This is a genomic window from Vibrio methylphosphonaticus (assembly GCF_023634655.1).
Taxonomy (GTDB): Bacteria; Pseudomonadota; Gammaproteobacteria; order Enterobacterales; family Vibrionaceae; genus Vibrio; species Vibrio methylphosphonaticus.
On sequence record NZ_JAMKMS010000012.1, the window covers coordinates 80701 to 104288 of the forward strand.

18 protein-coding genes are annotated in these 23588 nt (G+C 45.3%); 10 read left to right on the plus strand and 8 right to left on the minus strand.

The genetic code is table 11. The features are described from left to right. Positions 1–25: 25 nt before the first annotated feature. Complete coding sequence (locus M9196_RS14860) at positions 26–445, minus strand: type IV pilin protein (protein WP_250618315.1); 420 nt, start codon at positions 443–445, stop codon at positions 26–28. Between the two features lie 114 nt (positions 446–559). Between M9196_RS14860 and M9196_RS14865 the strand changes: the two genes are divergently transcribed. The 5 genes from M9196_RS14865 (at position 560) to M9196_RS14885 (ending at position 5283) form a co-directional block, all read left to right on the plus strand. Beyond that, entirely contained in the window at positions 560–1072 is a 513-nt protein-coding gene (locus tag M9196_RS14865) for a GspH/FimT family pseudopilin (RefSeq protein WP_284677190.1), read from the plus strand. Then, positions 1069–1677: a PilW family protein gene (locus tag M9196_RS14870; protein WP_250618317.1), complete on the plus strand. Its 609-nt coding sequence runs from the start codon at positions 1069–1071 to the stop codon at positions 1675–1677. The genes M9196_RS14865 and M9196_RS14870 overlap by 4 nt, the downstream gene beginning before the upstream one ends. After that, positions 1674–2942, plus strand: coding sequence for a hypothetical protein (locus tag M9196_RS14875; protein ID WP_250618318.1), 1269 nt, complete (start codon positions 1674–1676; stop codon positions 2940–2942). The genes M9196_RS14870 and M9196_RS14875 overlap by 4 nt, the downstream gene beginning before the upstream one ends. Further along, positions 2932–3345, plus strand: coding sequence for a type IV pilus modification PilV family protein (locus M9196_RS14880; RefSeq protein ID WP_250618319.1), 414 nt, complete (start codon positions 2932–2934; stop codon positions 3343–3345). Before M9196_RS14875 ends, M9196_RS14880 begins: the two co-directional genes overlap by 11 nt. 378 nt (positions 3346–3723) lie before the next feature. Next, positions 3724–5283 (plus strand): AbgT family transporter, encoded by a 1560-nt coding sequence (locus tag M9196_RS14885; protein WP_250618320.1) that lies wholly within the window; start codon positions 3724–3726, stop codon positions 5281–5283. Positions 5284–5376: 93 nt separating this feature from the next. Here M9196_RS14885 and fghA read toward each other — a convergent pair whose 3' ends face one another. Further along, complete coding sequence (gene fghA / locus M9196_RS14890; protein WP_250618321.1) at positions 5377–6222, minus strand: S-formylglutathione hydrolase; 846 nt, start codon at positions 6220–6222, stop codon at positions 5377–5379. 236 nt (positions 6223–6458) lie between these two features. Between fghA and M9196_RS14895 the strand changes: the two genes are divergently transcribed. Next, positions 6459–7340 (plus strand): LysR family transcriptional regulator, encoded by an 882-nt coding sequence (locus tag M9196_RS14895; protein WP_250618322.1) that lies wholly within the window; start codon positions 6459–6461, stop codon positions 7338–7340. Further along, positions 7330–7884, plus strand: coding sequence for a tRNA adenosine(34) deaminase TadA (gene tadA / locus M9196_RS14900; RefSeq protein WP_250618323.1), 555 nt, complete (start codon positions 7330–7332; stop codon positions 7882–7884). The genes M9196_RS14895 and tadA overlap by 11 nt, the downstream gene beginning before the upstream one ends. Positions 7885–8526: 642 nt before the next feature. Here tadA and mltF read toward each other — a convergent pair. After that, the gene (gene mltF / locus M9196_RS14905; protein WP_250618324.1) at positions 8527–10080 is read right to left on the minus strand and encodes a membrane-bound lytic murein transglycosylase MltF; all 1554 of its coding nucleotides are present in this window, start codon (positions 10078–10080) and stop codon (positions 8527–8529) included. Positions 10081–10377: 297 nt separating this feature from the next. On the opposite strand from mltF, the gene purL reads away from it, so the two are divergent. Both purL and M9196_RS14915 read left to right on the plus strand, forming a co-directional pair. Next, complete coding sequence (gene purL / locus M9196_RS14910) at positions 10378–14274, plus strand: phosphoribosylformylglycinamidine synthase (RefSeq protein ID WP_250618325.1); 3897 nt, start codon at positions 10378–10380, stop codon at positions 14272–14274. 247 nt (positions 14275–14521) lie between these two features. Next, positions 14522–14833, plus strand: coding sequence for a DUF3622 domain-containing protein (locus tag M9196_RS14915; protein WP_250618326.1), 312 nt, complete (start codon positions 14522–14524; stop codon positions 14831–14833). A gap of 135 nt (positions 14834–14968) precedes the next feature. Here M9196_RS14915 and M9196_RS14920 read toward each other — a convergent pair whose 3' ends face one another. The 3 genes from M9196_RS14920 to tsaA all read right to left on the minus strand — a co-directional run bounded on the left by M9196_RS14920 (position 14969) and on the right by tsaA (position 18382). Next, complete coding sequence (locus M9196_RS14920; RefSeq protein WP_250618327.1) at positions 14969–15631, minus strand: tellurite resistance TerB family protein; 663 nt, start codon at positions 15629–15631, stop codon at positions 14969–14971. A gap of 240 nt (positions 15632–15871) precedes the next feature. After that, complete coding sequence (locus M9196_RS14925) at positions 15872–17587, minus strand: proline--tRNA ligase (protein WP_250618328.1); 1716 nt, start codon at positions 17585–17587, stop codon at positions 15872–15874. Between the two features lie 90 nt (positions 17588–17677). Continuing rightward, a complete protein-coding gene (gene tsaA / locus M9196_RS14930; protein ID WP_250618329.1) occupies positions 17678–18382 on the minus strand; it encodes a tRNA (N6-threonylcarbamoyladenosine(37)-N6)-methyltransferase TrmO in 705 nt (234 codons plus the stop codon). Positions 18383–18722: 340 nt separating this feature from the next. Between tsaA and M9196_RS14935 the strand changes: the two genes are divergently transcribed. Beyond that, a complete protein-coding gene (locus tag M9196_RS14935; RefSeq protein ID WP_250618330.1) occupies positions 18723–20309 on the plus strand; it encodes an AbgT family transporter in 1587 nt (528 codons plus the stop codon). A 72-nt stretch (positions 20310–20381) separates the two neighbouring features. Here the strand turns inward: M9196_RS14935 and M9196_RS14940 are convergent, their stop codons facing one another. Both M9196_RS14940 and glnD read right to left on the minus strand, forming a co-directional pair. Further along, entirely contained in the window at positions 20382–20765 is a 384-nt protein-coding gene (locus tag M9196_RS14940) for a DUF3461 family protein (protein WP_250618331.1), read from the minus strand. Between the two features lie 181 nt (positions 20766–20946). Next, positions 20947–23571, minus strand: a complete 2625-nt coding sequence (gene glnD / locus M9196_RS14945) for a bifunctional uridylyltransferase/uridylyl-removing protein GlnD (protein WP_250618332.1) — start codon at positions 23569–23571, stop codon at positions 20947–20949. Positions 23572–23588: the final 17 nt, after the last annotated feature.

Genomic DNA, 23588 nt, shown 5'->3' on the forward strand with positions numbered 1-23588 from the left:
GGCGAGCTTTTTTGTTTCTATCATATTATTTCCAACAAGCATTTGGCGTGGTCTCGCCTTTTGAATTTATACTCATTTTCCCATCGCTATCTAAACAGTTATCCTTAGTTTGATTGCTGGAAGATTGGGCAATAGCTGTAATTGTGTAGGCTGCCGCTGCACTGCTGGCTACGGTGAATTTGTATCGGGTGCTATCTGATTCACACACCAGACACTGGCCCCCTGAGAGGATGCGTTCAAAGTGATAGCCAGCACTGTAGTGTCGCTCAAGTTCAAGTTGCATTTCTAGCATGTCACCAAGTGCTATCATCCGATACGCTTCGCGCGTTTGTTGCGTATACGTTGGGTAGGCAACAGCGCTTAATACCCCAAGTATGATTAAAGTGATAAGAATTTCGACTAGGGTCAAGCCTAATTGAAAGTGGTTGCTTACTTTACATTTCATTCTTTTAACTCAGCCCAACTCTCTAATTTTTAAAGTATTTGTAGTGTTCTTGACTGTTAGAGTTTCTGCAATACCTATCCCGTGGTTGTGATAGGTTTCATTGGGATTTGGGAAATGGTTCGCGGATTTACTCTACTAGAACTTATGATCAGCGTGTTCGTTATGATGATACTCATGCTGGGGGTAGCCCCGAACTTTTCTGGGTTGTCTAAGGAAGTGAAGGTGGAGAGAGCGGCGGCAGAAATCTACGGATTACTAATGCAAACTAAAGCTGACGCCATTATGAGAAATGAACCGCTTTGGAGCCACTTTAATCATCTTCCTCAAGGCGCAGAGGATGGGACCTGGACGATATCGGTGACCAATTCCTCCTCTACATCGGGTACGACCTATTTGGCACTGAGTAGCTTGCCTTATCAAAATGTCCATATCCACCTCAACCACAATAGCAAACAAATCAAGTTTGATAATTTAACCGGCGTTGTTTTATCAACAGGGACGATCACGATTAGCCCGTATTCACAACAAAACTCAGGCATCAAAATTAAAACATCGGCGGCATCGGGGCGTATTGTGGTGTGTCAATTTGGCGGTGCCGAACATGGGGTAGGAGAATGTTCGGTATGAGAATTACCCGAGAGAAAGGGGGATCGCTAGTCGAGATGCTCGTGGCATCGACGATTGGCATCGTGGCGATAGGCTCCATTGGCTCTGTTTACCTAATGGTTCAGCAACATACGTCCGAACGTGCTCAAGCTATGTTGCTAAGTCAAGCGTTGGCGACAACGGCAAGACGGTTACAGAATGACCTGGTTCGAGCGGGCTACAGTGAATTAGGTCGTGTCAGTCGACCATCGGGCGCGGTGAGTACGGTGCATGTGAGTGGAGAGGGGAGTAAGGTTCAGTATGTGTATTGGGATGATCATCGTGATGGCAGTGCAGAATATGAAAATACCTCATGGCACTACGATGCGTCATCTCAGTCGTTACGGATTTGCCGCAAAAGAAGCAACGTGATTCTTGATGTCAATTACTTCAATAGCAGTACTTGTACATCCCTACTAGAAGACGACCTAATTTCGGTGACGCATTTTTCTTTGGAGCCTTTCACCGTTTCAAGTTCCAGTGCCAACAAGCAATACCTGCACTTATCGCTTGCGGCTGAATTAACAGGCAATAACGAGGTAGCGGCAGAAATTGAGCGTCACTTCTTGATAAGGAACGGCCATTGAACAGTAACACTCAGACCCACACCCATTTATACGTGAATAAGCAAATGGGTATGGTGACTTTATTAACGACGAGTTTACTGCTAATCGTTGCTTTGGTTATCGCGTTAGGAGGGTACAAGAATACATTTTATGAGGTTAAGCGATCGCAAAATGAGATAGCGTCACGGCAAGCTCACTGGGCAGCCGAAGGGGGCGTTGAATGTGGCATCGCACAGTACATGATAACCAGAACCATTCCGGCCTCCATTTTGGCTTGCGATTTGGAGGCAAATATTGTGCCTGAGATCATTGTTGATTCCACTAATAGCGAAGTGGTGATTTCTGCAACGGTTCAACGACGTGAGGTGAGCCGACGTTTCACTCATTCTTTTCAAGCGTTTAGCGGCGCAATCCAGTCAACATCGGACCTATATATTTACGGTAGCACTTCTATATATACGCCTGACCCCGGGCAGTTGTCAGATAATGGCTGGGAGTGTATTGCCGCTAAATACGATGGGGAGCTTAAGGTCGTAGGGAGCATTGATAATAAAGGGCTAAACCATGGCTTGCCCCCTTATGATGGTTTTGATAATCAAAGAAAGAATTGTGCAACATCGCATATGACTAGTGATAGTAATTCGTCGCTGAAAAATGACTTTCAATTCGAGAATGATTTGAAGGTGTTTGAGTCTTTTTTCAATATCCCTATTAAGAATCATGACCAAGTAAAAAGTAGCGAAGCATTTACCGTTCTAGAGGGTATAGTCAGTGGATCGAGCATGATTAAAGCAGTGCCTAACTGTGGAAAGGTACTTACAGAGCAACTAGAAAAAGGTAACTCTAAGTTGTGGGTAGAGGGTAGTTGTGAAATTGGATCGACTGAATTACATGCGCTATCGCAGGCATCTGCAAAAACGAAAGGTATTTTGCTTGTTGTTCACGAAGGCCTATTCTCTGTAATGGGTACAGGCAGTATCAATGGGGTCCTATTTCATTTTAATCAAGACTTCTCCCCTGAGTTAGCGATGTGGGAAGGCTTTGAAGCGGGTGTCTATCTCCATCATGAGTCGAATGATTTTGAGTTACCTTATCGAGAACGCACCTCCTATTATCAGCACGGATCGTTTACGGTAACGGGAGGGCAATTTTTTGAAACGCCCGATCCGCAGGTTGCCATTTTTAATAACTCATTAGCCTTTAACTATAATCGCGATGTGATTGACCATGCTCGTCAGGGGGTAACCTCAACAACATGGAAAAAGGGTTCATGGCGTGATTTCTAAGCAACAAGGCTTTAGCCTGATTGAAGTCATGATCGCTTTTTGCTTGATAGGAGTTGGTGCATTAGGGTTAGTAAAAATGCAGACCTATATCGAACAGAAATCGGACTATGCTGCGCAAAGTATCCAAGCTCTGGGACTTGCCGAAGCACGCTTAGAGTGGTTCAGCACCCGAGGTGCAGATGCGTCGTTGTCCACTATGAATATTGCAGACTTTGTCACGGATTTAGTGGATGGTGAAGATTTGACTCATTCGCCATTTCTAGTTGAATGGACGGTATCGGCAGTACCGTTCTCGAGTAGTATCAAAACCGTCGAGGTCGTTGTCAGTTGGCCCGATCGATTTGGGCAGACACAAACGCTTTCCTTACAAACTCAATTCTCCAATTACAGTGAATTTGATTAATCTTGGTGAAGGTAAACTCGCCATTAATTAACATCATGATCGCACTTCTTTTATTCGCTCTATTTACGCTACCGCTCATCACTTTTATGAATGTACGCCTGTAACGCATTGCTCGCCTGATTTGCTCGATTTATACACTATGCTTATATAATCGGGCACTTTGCGTGCTAGTTAGTGGAATGTTTTGAATATGTGTGGCTCAATGTTGTTTTTCTGTTACTTGATCGGGTGTTTTTTGCAAAATAAGTCTACAAAAATGGAAATACTTCCAAATTATCTACTAATTTCATTTTTTTTAAATAAAATGGTCGCGAAGAAATAATGACACAGTGAAGCTGTCCTAAAGTTCACGCACCACAACATCACAATGGAGTTACCATGAGTAACCAAACTATCAATCAAGCGCCAACGCCAAAGCCGAGTGGCATGGATCGCTTTTTAAACGCAATTGAGAAGGCAGGAAACAAGATCCCAGATCCTGCAATTCTATTTTTCTGGGCATTAGTTATCGTTTGGGTTGCATCTGCAGTTCTATCTAATGTTAGCTTTGACCTTATTAACCCTCGTACTGGCGGTGCGTTAGAGGTAAATAACTTGCTAACAGGCGAGGCGCTCGCTAGCTTCTTAGCAAACATGGTAACCACATTTACTGGCTTTGCTCCTCTAGGCATTGTATTAGTTGCCATGTTAGGTGTCGGTGTTGCGGATTCTTCCGGCTTTATCCAAACTGGTTTGAAGAAAATGCTTAACTTCACGCCAGCGAAATTGCTAACGCCAATGCTTATTTTGGTTGCGATTGTTTCTCATACTGCAGCTGATGCTGGTTATGTATTGGTTATTCCGCTTGGTGGTATTATTTTCCACGCGGCAGGTCGTCACCCATTAGCGGGTATTGCAGCAGCATTTGCTGGTGTATCAGGCGGTTTCTCTGCAAACTTCATCCCGTCAGGTATCGACCCACTTTTAGCAGGCTTCACACAAACTGCTGCACAAGTACTTGACCAAGACTATGTGATTAACCCACTTTCGAATATTTTCTTTACTGGTTTATCATCTATTTTGGTTATTGCGATTGGTTGGTGGGTGACTGAAAAAGTGATCGAACCACGCCTTGCAAACCTTCCTGTCGATGAAGATGCAGAAGAAGCACCAGATCTTGGCTCTTTTACTGCAGTTGAGTCTAAAGCATTCCGCGCGGCTGGTTGGGCTATGATGGCCGGTATCGCATTGCTTGTTTTCGCACTTTTACCAGAAGATTCAGCACTGCGTTCTCCTGAAGGTGAAATTACCGCATTCTCTGCACCTATCATGCAATCAATCGTGCCGTTAATCTTCATCCTGTTTATTATCCCAGGTATCGTTTACGGCCGTGTTGCGGGTACGTTTAAAGACAGCAATGACATTATTAAAGCGATGTCTCACACCATGTCTACCATGGGTGCGTATATTGTTATGTCGTTCTTCTGTGCACAGTTCTTGTCAGCGTTTGCTCAGTCAAACATCGGTACTATGCTGGCGCTTTACGGTGCGGAAGGTCTAAAAGCAATGAACCTACCAGGTCAAGCAACGATCGTAGGTATGATTTTACTGACGGCTTCCGTTAACTTACTGGTTGGTTCTGCATCAGCTAAGTGGGCTTTGATTGGTCCAATTCTAGTTCCAATGCTAATGGCAGTCGGTATCTCTCCGGAACTATCTCAAGCGGCGTACCGTGTTGGTGATTCAGTGTCGAACATCATTTCTCCATTGATGGTCTTCTTCCCATTGGTTGTGGTTTACTGTCAACGTTACGTGAAATCAACGGGCATCGGTACATTAGCTTCTCTTATGATGCCGTTCTCTATCGCGATGCTAATTGGTTGGACAATCTTCTTGCTGGCTTATTGGGCTCTAGGTATTCCACTAGGTATTCAAGCTCCGTACACGTACACAATGTAAGTTATAACTAACTTAATCAGGTACAAAGTACTGAAAAGCCCGCCAGGTTAAACTGTCGGGCTTTTTTATATGCAGTAGCAACGCAATGGCGCGCTATGTTTTTAAGAACTGAGCGTGGAAGCGAAGATGGTCTTCGATAAAGCTCTGTATAAAGAAATAACTGTGGTCATAACCCGCTTGCATTCTAAGCGTTACGTCACTGCCTGAAGCTTTGGCGGCTGCGATGAGCAGTTCCGGTTTTAGTTGGTCTTGTAAAAAACCATCGTCTTCTCCCTGATCTACCATAATGGGCAATGTTGCTTTAGTGCGTTTCAGAAGCTCAACACTGTCATAGTCCTTCCAATCTTCAATATTATTTCCGAGGTAGTGACTAAACGCTTTTTGTCCCCAAGGGCAATTGATAGGATTTGTTATCGGACTAAAGGCTGAGATAGATTGGTATTGTTCGCTATTCTTGAGACCGATAGTAAGCGCGCCATGGCCTCCCATGCTATGACCAGATATCGACTTTGCTTGCGTAACAGGGAAGTGCTGTTCGATTAATGCCGGTAACTCATCAACGATATAGCTATACATATGGTAATGCTTATCCCAAGGTGCTTGGGTGGCATTGAGATAGAAGCCTGCGCCAAGCCCAAGGTCATAGGCTCCTTCTGTGTCGTCAGCCACACCTTCGCCTCGCGGGCTGGTATCCGGAGCCACAATCGCAACGCCAAGTTCTGCGGCAACTTTAAACGCTCCAGCTTTTTGCATGAAATTTTCATCGCTGCAGGTTAAGCCTGACAGCCAATAAATGACCGGCACGGGGCTTTCTTTGCTTGCTTGTGGCGGAAGATAAACGGCAAATCTCATCGCACAGTTTAGTACCTTGGATTGATGTGTATATTGCTTGTGCCAACCACCAAACACTTTGGCTTGGCTGCAATTTTCTATCGTCATGTTTATTCCTTACTAAAGGTCGATGGGGCGCACGGCTTAAGAGAGCATATTACCAGTAAGACTAGCCTACATAGCGCTGTTTGCTTGAGTTGTCATAGTATATTTATTTCTAATGAGATGATAATTAGCGCTATTTGAAATAAACTATTACGGTGCTGTAACAATCTTAATGCTAGAAATTAGTGTAGTCACGTTAAGCGATGCAGGTCGCTGAGAATAGAGTAAGGGATAGAGTAATGGCTGATTGGGAAGGTGTTAATGAGTTTGTCGCGGTAGTGGAAAGCCAAAGCTTTACAGGCGCGGCGAATAGACTCAATACCTCGGTTGCTAATATCAGTCGGCGAGTCAATGCGCTAGAGCAGCGCCTCGGGGTAAAACTGCTCGTTAGAACGACAAGAAAAGTGTCGGTTACTGAAGCTGGAGAAAGTTATTTTCGCCATTGTAAACCATTACTTGAAGGACTCATGTCGGCTGAATTGGCGGTAACTCAGCTGCAAGTCGCGCCGAAAGGAATGATCAAGGTTACTGCACCGGTCACATTTGGAGAGCAAGCGTTAGCGCCAATTCTTCATCAATTTTTAAAATTACACCCACAAACTGAGCTGGATGTGATGTTGTCGAACCAAAAAGTAGATCTCGTGCAGGAAGGGTTTGATTTGGCGATTCGTTTAGGGCAATTAGACGATTCTTCGATGATGGCCAGAAAGCTACTTGATCGCCAGGTTTTTGTTTGCTGTAGTCCTGAGTATCTATCAACCTATGGTGAGCCTCATACTCTGTCTGAGCTTAAGAGGCATCAGTGTTTACGAGGATCCGTTCGACACTGGCGTTTTAGTGATGGAGGCAGCGAAAGGGTGATCAATATTAACGGCAAGCTACAGTGTAATAGCGGCTATGCGTTGGTCGATGCAGCACTGAAAGGAATAGGGATTGTGCAGCTTCCAGATTATTATGTGCAGTCTTACTTAGAGTCCGGGGAGTTGGTTGAATTGTTGAGCGACTATCGCGGCAACCGAGAGGGGATTTGGGCGCTTTATCCGCAAAATAGAATGCTGACCTCCAAAGTAAGAACCTTAATAGATTATCTTGTAGAGGCATTTAGTCAATATGGAAAGTAATTACAACCCCGTGCCTTCTGCTGAAGAATATAGTGAGGAAGATCATCAGTTTATGCGACGTGCTATTGCACTTGCTTATGAAGCGGAGCGTGAAGGAGAAGTGCCTGTTGGCGCGGTGCTAGTGAAAGATGGCGAAATTATCGCAGAAGGATGGAATCGCTCGATTGGGATGCATGATGCGACGGCGCATGCTGAAATTCAAGTATTGAGAGCGGCAGGGAAAACACTCGAAAACTATCGACTACTTGATACCACGCTTTATGTCACGTTAGAGCCATGCCCAATGTGCGCCGGTGCTTTATTGCATAGCCGAGTGAAACGTATTGTCTATGGTGCACCCGATCTTAAAGCAGGAGCGGCTGGGACGGTGCTTAATTTATTCAAAAGTCAGGCGTCTTATCATTACGCTGATGTGGAAGCAGGGTTGCTCGCGGACGAGTGCCGTGAACAGCTACAGGCGTTTTTTAAGCGTCGTCGAAAAGAGATAAAGGAAGCGAAAAAGGAGCAGCGTTTACAGCAAGATAAAGGGGAAACAAACACCTGAAAGACAGATGTTTGTCAGCCAGGGGGATCAGCGAGTTGTTAAGACGCAATTAATTGCATGAAAGCGCGATTTCGCCAAATAATTTTCTTTTTATTGTTAGCCTGCATGCGCTTTCTACGGTTCGCAGATACGGTTTTACTTAAATTTCTTGATTGTATTCGTCTCTTAGCAAGCATGAAACGATCTCCTATCACTAATAATTCGGTGCTCAACAAGATATCGGTTTAATGGTATATCTTTAAAGGGCGACGTTAAGGGGATTGGCACGTGCCAGACAATATCACTATTTGAGTCCTATGGCGCTATGTTAATTGACAATAGTCATTGGTAGAGGTGTTTTGCGGCTTAGTTGCTTAGTTGCTTAACTGTGCAAATTCTGCTGTTGAAGTGAGTAATTATGTTGTGCCTAGCGTTTTAACCCGTAATTTTTTACCAGTGGCCTCTTTAAACATCGTTCCGTCAGTGTTAGCTTCTGAAGCCTTAAGTTTCATAATTCTTAAGTTACCTAACCCTTCCTCATACTTTAGAACAAATTGAGTTGAGTTCAAGAATACGACAATGCCTACTCTTGAACTAAGCGACGCTGCTCAACATAAGCAGCGCTTGAGTCAGCGCTGCTTATGTTGTTTTCAAAATGGCGATCTAAGGGGTCTTGGCTTTGCTAGCCTCGGACGTTGCGCCTGCTTCGCTGACAGCCGGTTGTATCGTGCCTACCGCTTCAGAACTTGCCGCGACCGGTGTAATAACGGTGAGTCCTTCTGTGCTATTGTCTTGCTCTGCTTCCGCGGCGATTTGTTTATCTACATGACCAATGATGCTTTGATAATAGCGACGTATGTTCTCAACGTAGTTTTGAGCTTCATCGCCACGCGCATAACCATAGCGTGTCTGGCTGTAGTATTTCTTTTGTCGCAATAGCGGTAAACGATCTTTTACATCAGCCCAAGCATCAGGGTTACCACCTTGTCGTTTGGTTAAACGTCGGGCATCCATCATATGGCCGAACCCGAGGTTATACGAAGCCAGCGCAAACCATATTTTTTCATGCTCAGTGATAGAGTCAGGCACTCGACCGACAATATAGCGCAGGTACTGAACCCCGCCTCGTACTGATTGCTCGGGATCAAGACGATTGGTGACATTGACAATTTTAGCGGTTGGTAGCGTCAACATCATCATGCCACGAACCCCAGTGGGGGATTTAGCTACCGGGTTCCAGTGTGATTCTTGATACGCAAGTGCCGCGATTAAACGCCAATCGAATTCTTGAGAATACTGTTTAAACAACGGTGACCATTTAGGCAGCTTGCTGTCGAGAGCGCGGATAAAAGCGCGAGTATCAACGTAATCAAAGGTGCCTATATGGCCGATGTACTTTTCTTCTAAATTAGCCAACTCACCACTTTGTTTTAGACCACCAAAAAACTCGATCAACAAGGCGTATAAGCTTTCGTCGTCTGATTTTCTCATGTACCACGAAATCGGTTGATCTTCGGTCATCTCAAAAGCTAGAGCAAGATCTGGGTAGATGCGCTGTGAGAGCGATAACTCTACCGAGTCAGCCATAGTAAAGAGCAGTTCCCCTTCTGAGACCTGCTTGAGTAGATCGTTCACATCTGCATTCGCGTCGATCTTAAAGCGAAATTCAGCGTTATCTTCGGCGACATGATTTAACGTGCGTTCAAAATGGGAGTCTTGCACCACAGCAAATACATCTTCACCATCGGCCTTTTCGATTAATTCAGCTTGATTAGCTAAGAGCTGCTCAAGATTTCTTGGTCGCCAGTGCCCTTTTTTATAGACCACTTGTTGACTGACGTAGTAGTAAGCGGGGCCCGCACGAAACTGCTTAATACGCTGCTGTGATTGGCTTAATCCAGCGGATATAATATCAATTTCGCCCTTTTCTAGCGCAGGAAAGAGACTCGAAAGGCGATAAGCTGGTTTCATCTCCAACTTAACACCAAGTTCGTCTGCGAACTGGCGGGCCAATTCGTAATCCAACCCGGTAGGACCATCAGGCCCGATATAATAGGAAAGCTGGTTATTAAGGGTTCCTACGCGCAATACGCCTCGTTCTTGGATGCTTTCCAATTCGCTTTTGGGATCCGAGTCTATTTGGCACCCGAAGAGACCTAATGATAAGGCCAGCAGCGTCGTCAGTTTTAGCCAACGAACAGAATAATTATTTCGCATTAATTCAATTATCTCACGAGAACGATGTTGCCTTTATACCAAAGCTAGAACTTCTGGCAAAGCAACATCATAGAAAGTCTCGTTTACTGTCACTTTATCGGCTTTGTTCATCGGATTTTTGTAATTAAGAAAAAAATGACGAAAACGTTTGCGTAAGTGGTTACGTCACAAAAAAAAATACACTATAATACGCCGGAATCAAGGGGGCAGAAATTGGTATATGTTCATTTTTTAAATGTAACCATTTGAATTTATTCCAATATCACCTCAAATCAATTGCATAAGAGACCTAAGCACATGAGAATTTTGCGTGGCTCCCCAGCTCTTTCTGAGTTTCGTGTTAACAAGCTAGTAGAGCTTTGTCGTGAATTAAGCCTACCTGTCACAGGTATTTACGCTGAGTTTGCCCACTTTGCCGATCTGACATCAGACTTAGATGCGTCTGAAGTTGAAAAGTTGGAGAAGTTGCTGACTTACGGTCCAACAATCGAAGAGCATGAACCAACGGGCACATTGTTACTCGTTACGCCTCGTCCTGGCACCATCTCACCATGGTCGTCTAAATCAACAGATATCGCGCATAACTGTGGTTTAAATAAAGTGACGCGCTTGGAGCGTGGTACTGCCTTTTATGTAGAGTCATCAAGTGAACTAACAGAACTTCAACTCGTAGAGCTAAAGGCAATTCTGCATGACCGCATGATGGAAGTGGTTTTCAATGACTTTGATTCAGCAGCGGCGCTTTTCACTGTAGCGGAACCGGCACCGTATGCTGAGGTTGACCTGCTTACTGGTGGTCGCAAAGCGCTTGAAAAAGCAAACGTTACTTTGGGTCTTGCTCTAGCAGAAGATGAGATTGATTACCTTCTTGAAAGCTTTACTGAGAAGCTAGGTCGTAACCCGACGGACATCGAGCTAATGATGTTTGCACAAGCGAACTCAGAGCACTGTCGTCACAAGATCTTTAACGCTGATTGGACTATCGATGGCGTTAAGCAAGAAAAATCATTGTTCAAAATGATTAAGAACACTTTTGAAACGACACCAGAACATGTTCTGTCTGCTTATAAAGATAACGCAGCGGTAATGACAGGTTCTGAAGTCGGTCGTTTCTTCCCAGATCCAGAAACTCGCCAGTACAACTATCACCAAGAGAAAACACATATCTTGATGAAGGTTGAAACGCACAATCACCCAACGGCAATCTCTCCGTGGCCGGGCGCATCGACAGGTTCAGGCGGTGAAATCCGTGATGAAGGCGCAACCGGTATTGGTGGTAAGCCAAAAGCGGGTCTTGTTGCTTTCTCTGTATCGAACCTTAAGATCCCGAACTTCGTTCAACCTTGGGAAACTGACTTTGGCAAGCCAAGCCGTATCGTTACTGCTTTGGATATCATGCTTGAAGGTCCTCTTGGTGGCGCGGCATTCAACAATGAATTTGGTCGTCCAAACCTACTTGGTTACTTCCGTACTTACGAAGAAAAAGTAAACTCTCACGCCGGTGAAGAAGTGCGTGGTTACCACAAACCAATCATGCTAGCTGGTGGTCTTGGTAACATCCGTGACGAGCACGTTCAGAAGAAAGAGATCCCAGTAGGTGCAAGCCTAATCGTTCTTGGTGGTCCTGCGATGAACATCGGCCTTGGCGGCGGTGCGGCATCTTCAATGGATTCTGGTTCTTCTTCTGAAGATCTTGATTTCGCTTCTGTACAACGTGAAAACCCAGAGATGGAACGTCGTTGTCAGGAAGTTATCGACCGTTGTTGGCAGCTAGGTGATGCGAACCCAATCGCATTCATCCACGATGTGGGCGCGGGCGGTATCTCCAATGCACTTCCTGAGCTAGTAGACGACGGTGAGCGTGGCGGTATCTTCAACCTACGTGATGTACCAAACGATGAACCGGGCATGAGCCCACTTGAGATCTGGTGTAACGAATCTCAAGAGCGTTACGTAATGGCGGTTGCTGATAAAGACATGGCAACATTCGACGCGATTTGTAAGCGTGAGCGTGCACCATACGCAGTGGTTGGTAAAGCAACGGAAGAGCGTGAGCTTAAACTAGAAGATTCACACTTCGACAACACGCCAATCGACATGCCAATGGACATCCTATTAGGTAAGACACCTAAGATGCACCGCGACGCGAAAACGCTAAAAGCGAACAACCCTGCGATTGACCGTTCTGGCATCGAGATGAACGAAGCGGTTGACCGTGTTCTTCGCTTGCCAACCGTCGCAGAGAAAACATTCCTTATCACTATCGGTGACCGCTCGGTAACTGGCCTGGTGGCTCGTGACCAAATGGTTGGCCCATGGCAGGTTCCAGTTGCTAACTGCGCAGTCACAGCAGCAAGCTACGACTCTTACCACGGTGAGGCAATGTCTCTTGGTGAGCGTACACCAGTTGCACTTCTAGACTTCGGCGCTTCGGCTCGTCTAGCGGTGGGTGAAGCAATTACTAACATCGCTGCGACAAACATCGGCGATATCAAACACATTAAACTGTCGGCTAACTGGATGTCTCCAGCAGGTCACCCTGGTGAAGATGCTGGTCTTTACGAAGCGGTGAAAGCGGTGGGTGAAGAGCTTTGTCCAGCACTGGGTCTAACTATCCCAGTGGGTAAAGACTCAATGTCGATGAAGACTAAGTGGGAAGAGAATGGCGAGCAGAAAGAAGTCACGTCTCCACTATCTCTTGTCATCACTGCGTTTGCACGTGTTGAAGATGTTCGTAAGACAATCACTCCTCAGCTGCGCACTGACAAAGGTAATACAAGCCTAGTTCTTATCGACCTAGGTAACGGCAAAAACCGTATGGGTGCGACAGCACTTGCACAGGTTTACAAGCAGCTTGGTGACAAGCCAGCAGACGTAGACAACGCCGCGCAACTAAAAGGGTTCTACGAAGGCGTTCAAGCACTTGTAGCGAACGACCACGTTGTCGCTTACCACGATAAAGGCGATGGTGGTCTATTCGTAACGCTAGCTGAAATGGCGTTCGCAGGTCACTGTGGTGTTAACGCTGATATTGCGGCGTTAGGCGAAGATACACTTGCGGCACTATTCAACGAAGAGCTAGGTGCAGTCATCCAAGTACGTAACGACGACCTAGATGCTGTGCTTGCGACGCTTGCTGAAAATGGTTTAGAAGCGTGTTCACATGTCATTGGTTCGGTTGAAGCCTCTGATGAGTTAGTGATTAAGTCTGGCGAGTCGGTAGTAATTGAACGTAACCGTACTGAACTACGTACTATCTGGGCGGAAACCACGCACAAGATGCAATCACTTCGTGATAACTCTGCGTGTGCAGACCAAGAACATGAAGCGAAGAAAGATAACTCAGACCCAGGTCTAAACGTTAGCTTGAGCTATGACGTCAATGAAGATATCGCTGCACCTTATATTGCGACTGGCGCGAAACCTAAGATGGCGATTTTGCGTGAGCAAGGCGTTAACTCTCACGTTGAAATGGCTGCGGCATTTGACCGCGCCGGCTTTGAAGCAACCGATATTCACATGAGCGATATCCTAACGGGGCAAGCGGTTCTAGAAGAGTATAATGGTCTTGTGGCTTGTGGTGGCTTCTCTTACGGTGACGTACTAGGCGCGGGTGAAGGTTGGGCGAAGTCAGTGCTGTTTAACGACTCCACACGTGACCAATTTGAAAACTTCTTCAAGCGTGAAGATACGTTCTCTCTAGGTGTATGTAACGGTTGTCAGATGCTGTCTAATCTACGTGAACTTATCCCTGGTGCGGAGTATTGGCCACGTTTTGTTCGCAACGAATCAGAGCGTTTTGAAGCGCGTTTCAGCCTAGTTGAGGTTCAGAAGTCTGATTCAGTCTTCTTTAATGGTATGGAAGGTTCTCGTATGCCAATCGCCGTTTCTCACGGTGAAGGCCGCGTAGAAGTGCGTGATAACGACCACCTAAATGCGATTGAAAACTCAGGCACTGTGGCGCTACGTTACGTTGATAACAACGGTAACCCGACGCAGCAATACCCGAACAACCCGAATGGTTCGCCAAATGCTATCACCGGTCTAACGACAACGGATGGTCGCGTAACCATTATGATGCCTCACCCAGAGCGTGTATTCCGTACGGTTGCTAACTCGTGGGCTCCAGAGACTTGGGGTGAAAACGGTGCTTGGATGCGTATGTTCCAAAACGCGCGTAAGAATATCGGTTAATCGATAGGTCTGTGACATAGTCAATGGAAAGGTCGTCAGTGAAAGTGCTGGCGACCTTTTTTATTACGGGTCGTTTTATGGTAATTACTGATCATTTAGCGTGATAAAAAACCGTGTCTGTTGCAAAAAATAGTGAAGCGTAATTGAACTAATTGTGTTCTAATACCGCGCTGGCTTAGGGATGGCTGACAAAGAAATGATAATTATGTTGGAACATCCCTTAACAAAACCCTTAGGAATCATCTAAATGTCTGAAAATAAAAAATTTGCTATCCGCCTAACGGAAAAGCGCAATGGTTGGTCTGCAGAAATTACTCGCCAAGTAACCTCTCGTAGAACGGTAGTATCTAAGCGTGAGATGGGTTTTGAAAGCGAAGAATTAGCGCAAGCTTGGGCAGAGAAAGAACTACAAGGCTTTATTGCAAGCCAAGCGGAACGTAACGCTCGTAAATCTGAAGCTCGTAAAGAGAAAGAAGCAAAAGAGCATGCGAAGGAAGCCTTAAAAGCGGTAAAAGCGGCGGCTCGTCAAGATAGCGTTGAGCAAGAAGACGAAGAGTAATAGTTTCTAGTACTGCTGACGAATTCTGATTCGTTGATAGTAACTAATAAAAAACCGCTGCATTGTCAGCGGTTTTTTTTGTACGCGTTTTACATGGTTAGGCCATTCTTTCCAAGGACTTAGTTGTCTTTGACCTTAAAACACTTGTGCGTCGAGTTTACTGACCAGCTCCGATGGAAGTTGAAGCTGTTTCGCCAGTTCTTGCAAATAGGCTTTTTCCATAAAGTTTTGCTCATCAACCACGAGCAGACTGGCAAGATAAATTTCTGCTCCTTGCTCTGGAGAATGTGCAAGCTGAGCAATATAGCTAGGATCAAGCGGTTTCGCTATTTCAGCTTGAACTAACGCTTGGACATGGGCATCGGCATGCATTCTTTGTAGTGCTTGGTCAATTTTACCCATTTCGACGTCATCAATGTGCCCATCGGCTTTCGCTGCACCAATCATGGCTTTGAGAACAATCTCTTCATGATTGACATTAGCAAATTCGTTGACGGTTGCGCCTTCTGAGTCAGCGTCGTTCTTTTTGTCCCAATCGTTATAGATCTTAAATGCGAGCGCGCCCAAGGCCGCCGCACTCCCAACACCTAACGCAGTTTTACCCACTTTTTTGGTTTTCTTTGAACCCATCAGCATACCGAGTAAGCCACCGCCAACAACGCCAGCGCCTAACGCCCCCATGGTTTTTTTGTCACCAATGGCTGAGCTGAGACTTGATGAAGATTGAGACGCTTTTTGGGTCGCTTTGCTAACGACATCTGATTTGAGTGCTTGATTAAGTAGTGATTTCAAATCCATCGTATTCTCCAAAATGTGGTAGTCGAACTTAGGTTGTCGAACAGTTAGTGCTTAGTGCTTAGTATTTAAAACTAAATACGATGAGCACGTCATATTGTTGATGGTAATGGACTGAATCTGAACTGAGGATGAAGATTGGATTGCAGGTGCGAATTAAAAAGGCAGCCAATAGGCTGCCTTTTATGACCGAGGTCGTATCAATTATGATGGTCAATTACGATCATCAATGCTGATATAATGTTACGCTAATTGCGCTTTGATATGCTCAATGATGTCCGTCATCGCAATCGGTGTTTTTTCGCCGTTGCGACGGTTCTTATATTCGAAGTTGCCTTCGTCCATGCTACGGTCACCAATCACGATAGTGTGAGGGATGCCCACTAGCTCGATATCTTTAAACATGACGCCAGGACGCTCTTTACGGTCATCGAATAGTACTTCAACACCCATAGCCGTTAATTCAGCGTATAGTTTCTCAGCCGCTTCCTTCACGCGCTCTGACTTGTGCATGTTCATTGGTACAATAGCAACCTGGAAAGGGGCAAGTGCATCTGGCCAAACAATGCCAAATTTATCGTGGTTTTGCTCGATAGCCGACGCAACAACACGTGAAACACCAATACCGTAACAACCCATTTCTAGGATTACGCTCTTACCATCAGGACCAAGCACATTACAGTTCATTGCTTTAGAGTAAGTGTTCCCTAGTTGGAAGATGTGACCAACTTCGATACCGCGCTTAAGCTGGATAGTACCTTGACCACAAGGGCTTAGGTCGCCTTCAACGACGTTACGTAGGTCTTCAACTTGAGCCAATTCAACATCGCGACCCCAGTTAATACCGAAGTAGTGTTTACCGTCTACGTTTGCGCCAGCGCCGAAGTCGCTCATGACAGCAACAGAGCGGTCAACGATGAATGGTAGCTCTAAGCCAACAGGGCCAAGTGAACCCGGACCAGCACCAACAAGTGCACGAATTGCAGCTTCATCAGCCATTTCTAGTGGGGAAGCAACCTGTGGAAGGTTTTCAGCTTTCACTTCGTTAAGTTCGTGATCACCACGGATGATAAGCGCGATGATGTCGGCATCAACGTCGTCAGAAGCTTTAACAAACAGAGTCTTAACTGTCTTTTCAATAGCAAGACCGTGTTGCTCTACTAGCTCTGCGATTGTTTTTGCGTTTGGTGTATCAACCAGTTCCATCTCTTGAGTTGGCGCAGCCGCTTCAGCTGTTGGAGCAAGCGCTTCCGCTTTTTCGATGTTCGCTGCGTAATCCGATTCAGAAGAGAAGGCAATGAGGTCTTCGCCGCTTTCAGCAAGAACGTGGAACTCTTGAGAGCCACTGCCGCCGATTGCGCCAGAGTCTGCCAGTACTGGACGGTACTCAAGACCCATGCGGTCGAACGCTTTACAGTAAGCATCGTGCATCGCTTGGTAAGACTGCTCTAGACCGTCTTTGTCGATATCAAAGCTGTACGCATCCATCATTGAGAATTCACGTGCACGCATGACGCCAAAACGAGGGCGGCGTTCATCGCGGAATTTAGTCTGAATTTGGTACAGGTTTAGAGGAAGCTGCTTGTAAGAGCTAATCTCGTTGCGTACCAGGCTTGTGACGACTTCTTCCGCCGTTGGACTAAGAACGAACGGACGAGAATGGCGGTCGGTGAAACGCAGTAATTCCGGGCCCATTTTCTCGCTGCGACCAGTCTCTTCCCAAAGCTCAAACGGTTGAACGACGGGCATCAAGATTTCAACGGCACCGGCATTATCGATCTCTTGGCGAACGATATTTTCTACTTTACGCAGTACACGTAGACCAGTAGGTAGCCAAGTATATAAACCTGAAGCTAGCTTACGGATCATACCTGCACGTAGCATCAGCTGGTGGCTGATAACTTCTGCGTCGTTTGGAGTTTCTTTCAAAGTGGAAAGAAGGTAGTTACTGGTACGCATTCTATGGTATCCGTTTCATCATGATTATAAGAGATTCAAGCCATCGCTTAAATCGAGTTAAGCCGACTATGATATCAGCGTATTGCTGTTCTACAAAGGTTCAATCGCGGTAACTAATGCCGATTCATCTTTTATTTTGAATTTAATATTCCAGTCGTACAGTTTCACTCCGTACTCTTTATTGTCCGGCTTGCCTTTCTTGTATGCAGGTCTTGGATCTTGAGCAAGAACTTGCGATATGACCTGACGTCGGTGGTCGCCATCTTTTCGCTCGTTAAAGAAAGCGTCGACATTGACTGAAAATTGAACATCAATGAGTTCGGGTTCGTCGGAAGCGTAGCCACCTTGTGCTTGAGGTATTGAATCGGAATAGGGGATATAGGGTTTGATATCAACAATGGGTGTACCATCAACTAAATCAGCGCTGCCTATATGTATTAAGGTTTGCGCGCCCTGTTGTTCAATGCCCTTTAATTCAACTGCAGACATGCCAATGCCATTGGGCCTGAAGGTTGAGCGTGTGGCTAATACCCCCATTCTTTCATTACCACCAAGGCGAGGCGGACGAACCGTTGGCTTCCAGCCTGCATTGATATTTTGATCAAATAAAAATAGTAACCATAAATGAGAGAACTGTTCGATGCCTTTAACTGCTTCTTGGCAGTTCGCTTGTCCATGCAGTTTCACGGTAGCCGTAGCCGCAGGTACGAGGCGAGGCTGTCTCGGGACAGCAAACTTCTCTTTATAAGGCGAACTTATAGTGCCGATCGGGTCAATATGATAAGTCAAAGGCATCACTTTAGGTCACAAAATTAGACATTGATCATTTCAGATGTGCTTAGGGTTTTCAATAGGGGAGGGAAAGGTAAATTTGACCTATAACACATTGGTGTTTTGACCAAAAAATATATTTGTCATAAGAATGTTATTTTTTAATCTATACAAATGTTAGTATATATGTTTGATTAACATTGCATGAGTTGGTTAAAAATCGCCCTTTTTTACATTTAGCAACATATTGGGCTTTTAATTGTGCTTTTGGTCACGTACCCTTCGCCTGCTTTTTACAAAGTTGTCAGAAAAGGACGATAGCTTTGTTAAATAGCCAGGACAATATAATAAAAGGAGGGGACAGATGAGTTCATCTGCCGCAATGAAACACAACAAACCGAAAAAGCCGATATTTACCCGTTTTTTAGACGGAGTTGAATACTTGGGGAACTTATTACCCCACCCAATTACACTATTTGCTATATTCTGTGTTGCCATCTTAGTCATGTCTGGTATTGCCGGTTACTTTGACGTTGCTGTTGTCGACCCTCGTCCAGAAGGCGCTGCAGGTCGTGCTGCTGATGGGATGATTAAAGTTGTAAGCTTATTTAATGCTGAAGGCTTACAGCTGATTGTTACTAACCTAGTAACGAACTTTACTGGTTTTGCTCCACTTGGAACCGTGCTAGTTGCTATGCTTGGTGTTGCGATTGCTGAACACTCGGGCATGCTGTCTGCTGCAATGCGTGGCCTAGTTATGGGCGCCTCTCAACGTATGGTTACTGTAACGGTAGTCTTTGCGGGTATTATTTCTAATACCGCTTCAGAGCTTGGCTATGTCGTTTTAATCCCGCTCGCTGCGATGCTATTCCACTCATTAGGACGTCACCCTCTAGCTGGCCTAGCTGCTGCATTTGCGGGTGTGTCTGGTGGTTACTCTGCAAACCTATTAATTGGTACCGTAGATCCGTTGCTTTCAGGTATTACTGAGACAGCAGCGCAAATGATTGACCCAACTTATTCCGTAGGCCCAGAGTCAAACTGGTACTTTATGTTTGTGTCTACCTTCTTCATCTCAATTACAGGTGCATTTGTTACCGAGAAAATTGTTGAGCCGAAATTGGGCAAATACAATGAAGAAGAAGCGGCGGAAGATTTATCCAACGACCGTATGGGTAAACTGTCTGATGTTGAGAAGAAAGGCCTGAAAATGGCTGGTCTTGCCGTACTAATTGTAAGTGCTGTAATTGCTTCCACGATCGTTCCTGCGAACGGTGTGCTTCGTTCGGCAACGGGAGAAATAGCGGGTTCACCTTTCTTGAAGAGTATTGTCGCGTTTATCTTCGTTTTCTTTGCTATTCCAGGTTTTGTCTATGGCAAAGTCACTGGAACGATGAAGAACGATCGTGATGTTATCAATGCCATGTCTAAATCTATGTCTTCAATGGGTATGTACATAGTATTGGTGTTCTTTGCAGCCCAGTTTGTTGCTTTCTTTAAGTGGACTAACTTTGGTCAGGTATTTGCGGTAGGCGGTGCTGATTTCTTACAAACCATCGGTTTGACGGGCCCTGCGTTGTTCTTTGCCTTCATTCTTATGTGTGGCTTTATCAACCTTATGATTGGTTCTGCATCTGCACAGTGGGCGGTAACTGCACCGATCTTCGTTCCAATGTTAATGTTGGTTGGCTACGCGCCTGAAACGATTCAAGCAGCATACCGTATTGGTGATTCGACGACGAATATCATCACACCAATGATGAGTTACTTCGGCCTTATCCTAGCGGTAGCGACACGCTACATGAAGAACCTTGGTATTGGTACTTTGATCGCCACGATGCTGCCGTACTCTATCTGCTTCTTAGTAGGCTGGAGTGTACTGTTCTATATTTGGGTATTCGTATTTGGCTTACCTGTAGGTCCTGGTGCCGCAACGTACTACACGCCTTAGTTAATGGTAGATGGTATAACGTTATAAAAATAAAAATGCTCCCAATTGGGAGCATTTTTTTGTGTGAGGCTGTTATTTTAACTTTTCTAAATCGGCTTCAATTTCTGCAATTTTTCCAGAGACCACTTTTTCTAAGTGACGAAGGTCGGATAAGATTTTTTGTTTCACATCGATTTCTCCTACCTCAACTGGCTTGGTGATCTTGTTCAGTTCATCAATGACTAAGGTTAAGTTTCGGTTGATCTCTGTGACTTCTTTGTAGTTTTGGCTACTGCTATTGACTCGTACGCTCTTAACCTGCCTTGGGTACTTGAACTTAACACTTTTAGCAAACAGCTCGCCTTTCTGCTTACGAAAATATATTTTTAACACATCCTTGTGCGCTTCTTGTCGAATTGAGTAACGCTCAATTTGTTTAGGTTCATGAATGCCTAAACTCGTGAGGTTTGGATACATAGTTTACCTCTTTCATTGTGTGTTCTAAGTACAAATGTAGCAGTCTATTGGTGTGGTAGATAGTTGATAAGTTGCACGATTAAGAAGAAATGTGGAGGAGATCGCTTAATACTCATTCTGAATGAGTAGAGCAAGCTAGGTTCATGATAGAACCTAGCTTTTTAGTTTGAGAATGACGCCACTATGCCGATATTTGTTCTGAAATAGTGTCGTGCAGTTTCTGTTTCAGCGCTTCCTCTTCTTCTTCTGAAAGACGCCCTCCAGTGGCACTGGTTAAAATGAATAAATCCTCGGCACGCTCACCAATGGTCGTGATTTTGGCGGCATGGAGGCTCACATCACACTGAGCGAATGTGGCACCTACTTTGGCAAGCAACCCTGGCGCATCAAGTGCAACGAGCTCCATTAGTGTTCGTTTCTTACTTTTTGTTGGTAGAAAGTCCACTTTGGTTTTTACGTTGAAATGTTTTAAGTTTCGCGGTGCACGGCGCGCTTTTATTTTGGTTGCTTTCCCGCTTTCGAGTACTCGAACTAAGTGTTTAATGACAGCTGAGTGGCGGGTGGTGTCGATGGTTTTACTGTGGTGATCTAACACCATAAACGTATCGAGAACAAACCCGTCTTTACTGGTCATGATTTGTGCGTCGTGGACATTAAAATTGCGTCTATCGAGCTCGGCAACCACGGTCGCGAATAAAGCGGGCTGGTCTTTGCTGTAAACAAACACTTCAGTGCCGCCTCGGGTTGCTTTTTTGCTCATCAGCACCAGCGGTTTAGATGGATTTTCGGAATTTAAAATGTGTTCACAATGCCAAGCGATCTGTTTGTGAGTATGGCGTAAGAAGTAATCTGCCTTAAATCGTTGCCACAAGACCTCTATTTCACGGGCAGCAAAGCCTTGCTTTCTTAGTAGCGCAGAGGCGAGTTGTTGGTTGTGACGAATACGGTCTCGTACATCGACGGGGTTTTCAAGACCGCGTCTTAATACGCGCTGGGTGGAGTGAAACAACTCTGCAAGTAAGGTTCGCTTCCAACTGTTCCAGAGTTCCGGGTTAGTGGCGCAAATGTCGGCGACAGTAAGGCAGACTAGGTATTCTAAATACTCTTCATCACGAACTTTCTTGGCAAACTCAATGATGACATCTGGATCGTAAATATCACGTCGTTGAGCGGTCACAGACATCAAGAGGTGGTTTTGTACCAGCCATGAGACGAGTTTCGCTTCTGGCTTTGAAAGCCCATGTTCAATGCAAAATTCGAACGCTTCAACCGCGCCAATTTCAGAGTGATCACCACCGCGACCTTTACCAATATCATGAAAAATGGCAGCAAGAATCAGCAGTTCTTTCTTTTGCATCCTTGGATAGACTTCACAGCATATAGGATGTTTAGAATAATTTTCTTCCAAACTAAAGGTATGGATGTGGTTGAGTAACCGCACGCTGTGTTCATCGACGGTATAAACATGAAACAGGTCGAACTGCATTTGACCAACAATTTGACTCCATTGCGGCAGGTAAGCGGCTAACACCCCTAACTTATGCATTAATCGGAAAGCACGGTGAAGGGCGTTAGGGTGGCGGACAAGATCCATAAACTTGTCTCGCGCGGCAGGAATTTCATGTAAGAACTTATTTAACCGACGACGGGCAGTACGAAGTTGACGTAAAGTTGCAGGGCTAACGCCTTCGATACTCGAATCGTTAGCGATGTGGATAAACATATCCAAGATGGTTTCTGGTCGAGCCTGAAAAAGTGCGGGTTTCCTTGCTTCAATAAGGTGCCCCCGACGTTGAAAGTCGCTATCGAGGACCTCTGCGGCAACGATTTGTCCTTTGTTGATGATGGCTTGGTCAAAAAGTTTCAACAACATTTTGTTTAGCTCAGCCACCCGTCTTAAGGTGCGGTAAAACTCTTTCATCATCATCTCTACGGCGATGTTACCTTCACCGGTAAAGCCAAGGCTCTCTGCAACTTGGGCTTGATGACCAAAAGTGAGTCGATTGTCATAACGTCTGAGCTCAATATGCAAGGCAAAACGCACACGCCATAAGAAATTTTGACACTCAACAAGCTCACGATACTCCGCATCAGTGAGAAAGCCAAAGCGGCTCATTTCAAATAAAGAGGTAGCGCCAAAGTGGCGACGAGCAACCCAACTTAAGGTATGAATGTCACGGAGGCCGCCAGGCGTAGACTTGATATCGGGTTCTAAATTGTAAGTGGTATCGTGATACTTAGAGTGACGGTTTTTTTGTTCGTTAATTTTTGCTCGGTAAAAGTCTTCTGATGTCCAAAATGTGTCGGAATCCACAACACTTTTCAATTGTGAGAACGTATCCTCACTCCCACATAGCAATCTTGCTTCTTGTAGGTTTGTTGCGACGGTAAGATCGGATTGCCCTATTTCGACGCACTCTGCCACCGTTCGAACCGCATGACCGACCTCTAAGCGGAGGTCCCATAACAAAGTAATGAATTCACTGACAATGGTTTCTAGCGCGGGGGTGAGCTTATTACGCGAGACAAATAGAATATCGATATCGGAAAGTGGATGGAGTTCACCTCTGCCATAACCGCCGACAGCGACCAATGCGAGGTTGGTCTGATTATTAAGGCCGCTGTGCTGCCAAAGTCGGTTGAGCAGTAAATCAATGTAGTCTGAACGACCAAGAATCAGATCCGCGATGGGATGGTGATTCAAAAATTCGTGCTTTTGATGGTCGGAAAAGGTATCCAACTGGGTTTTGAGTTCTTCAACCGTCAGCTGTTCATCGCTGAGTGTCGTGGGAGTCTGAAAAGTCATAAAGGGAGCAATCCGTG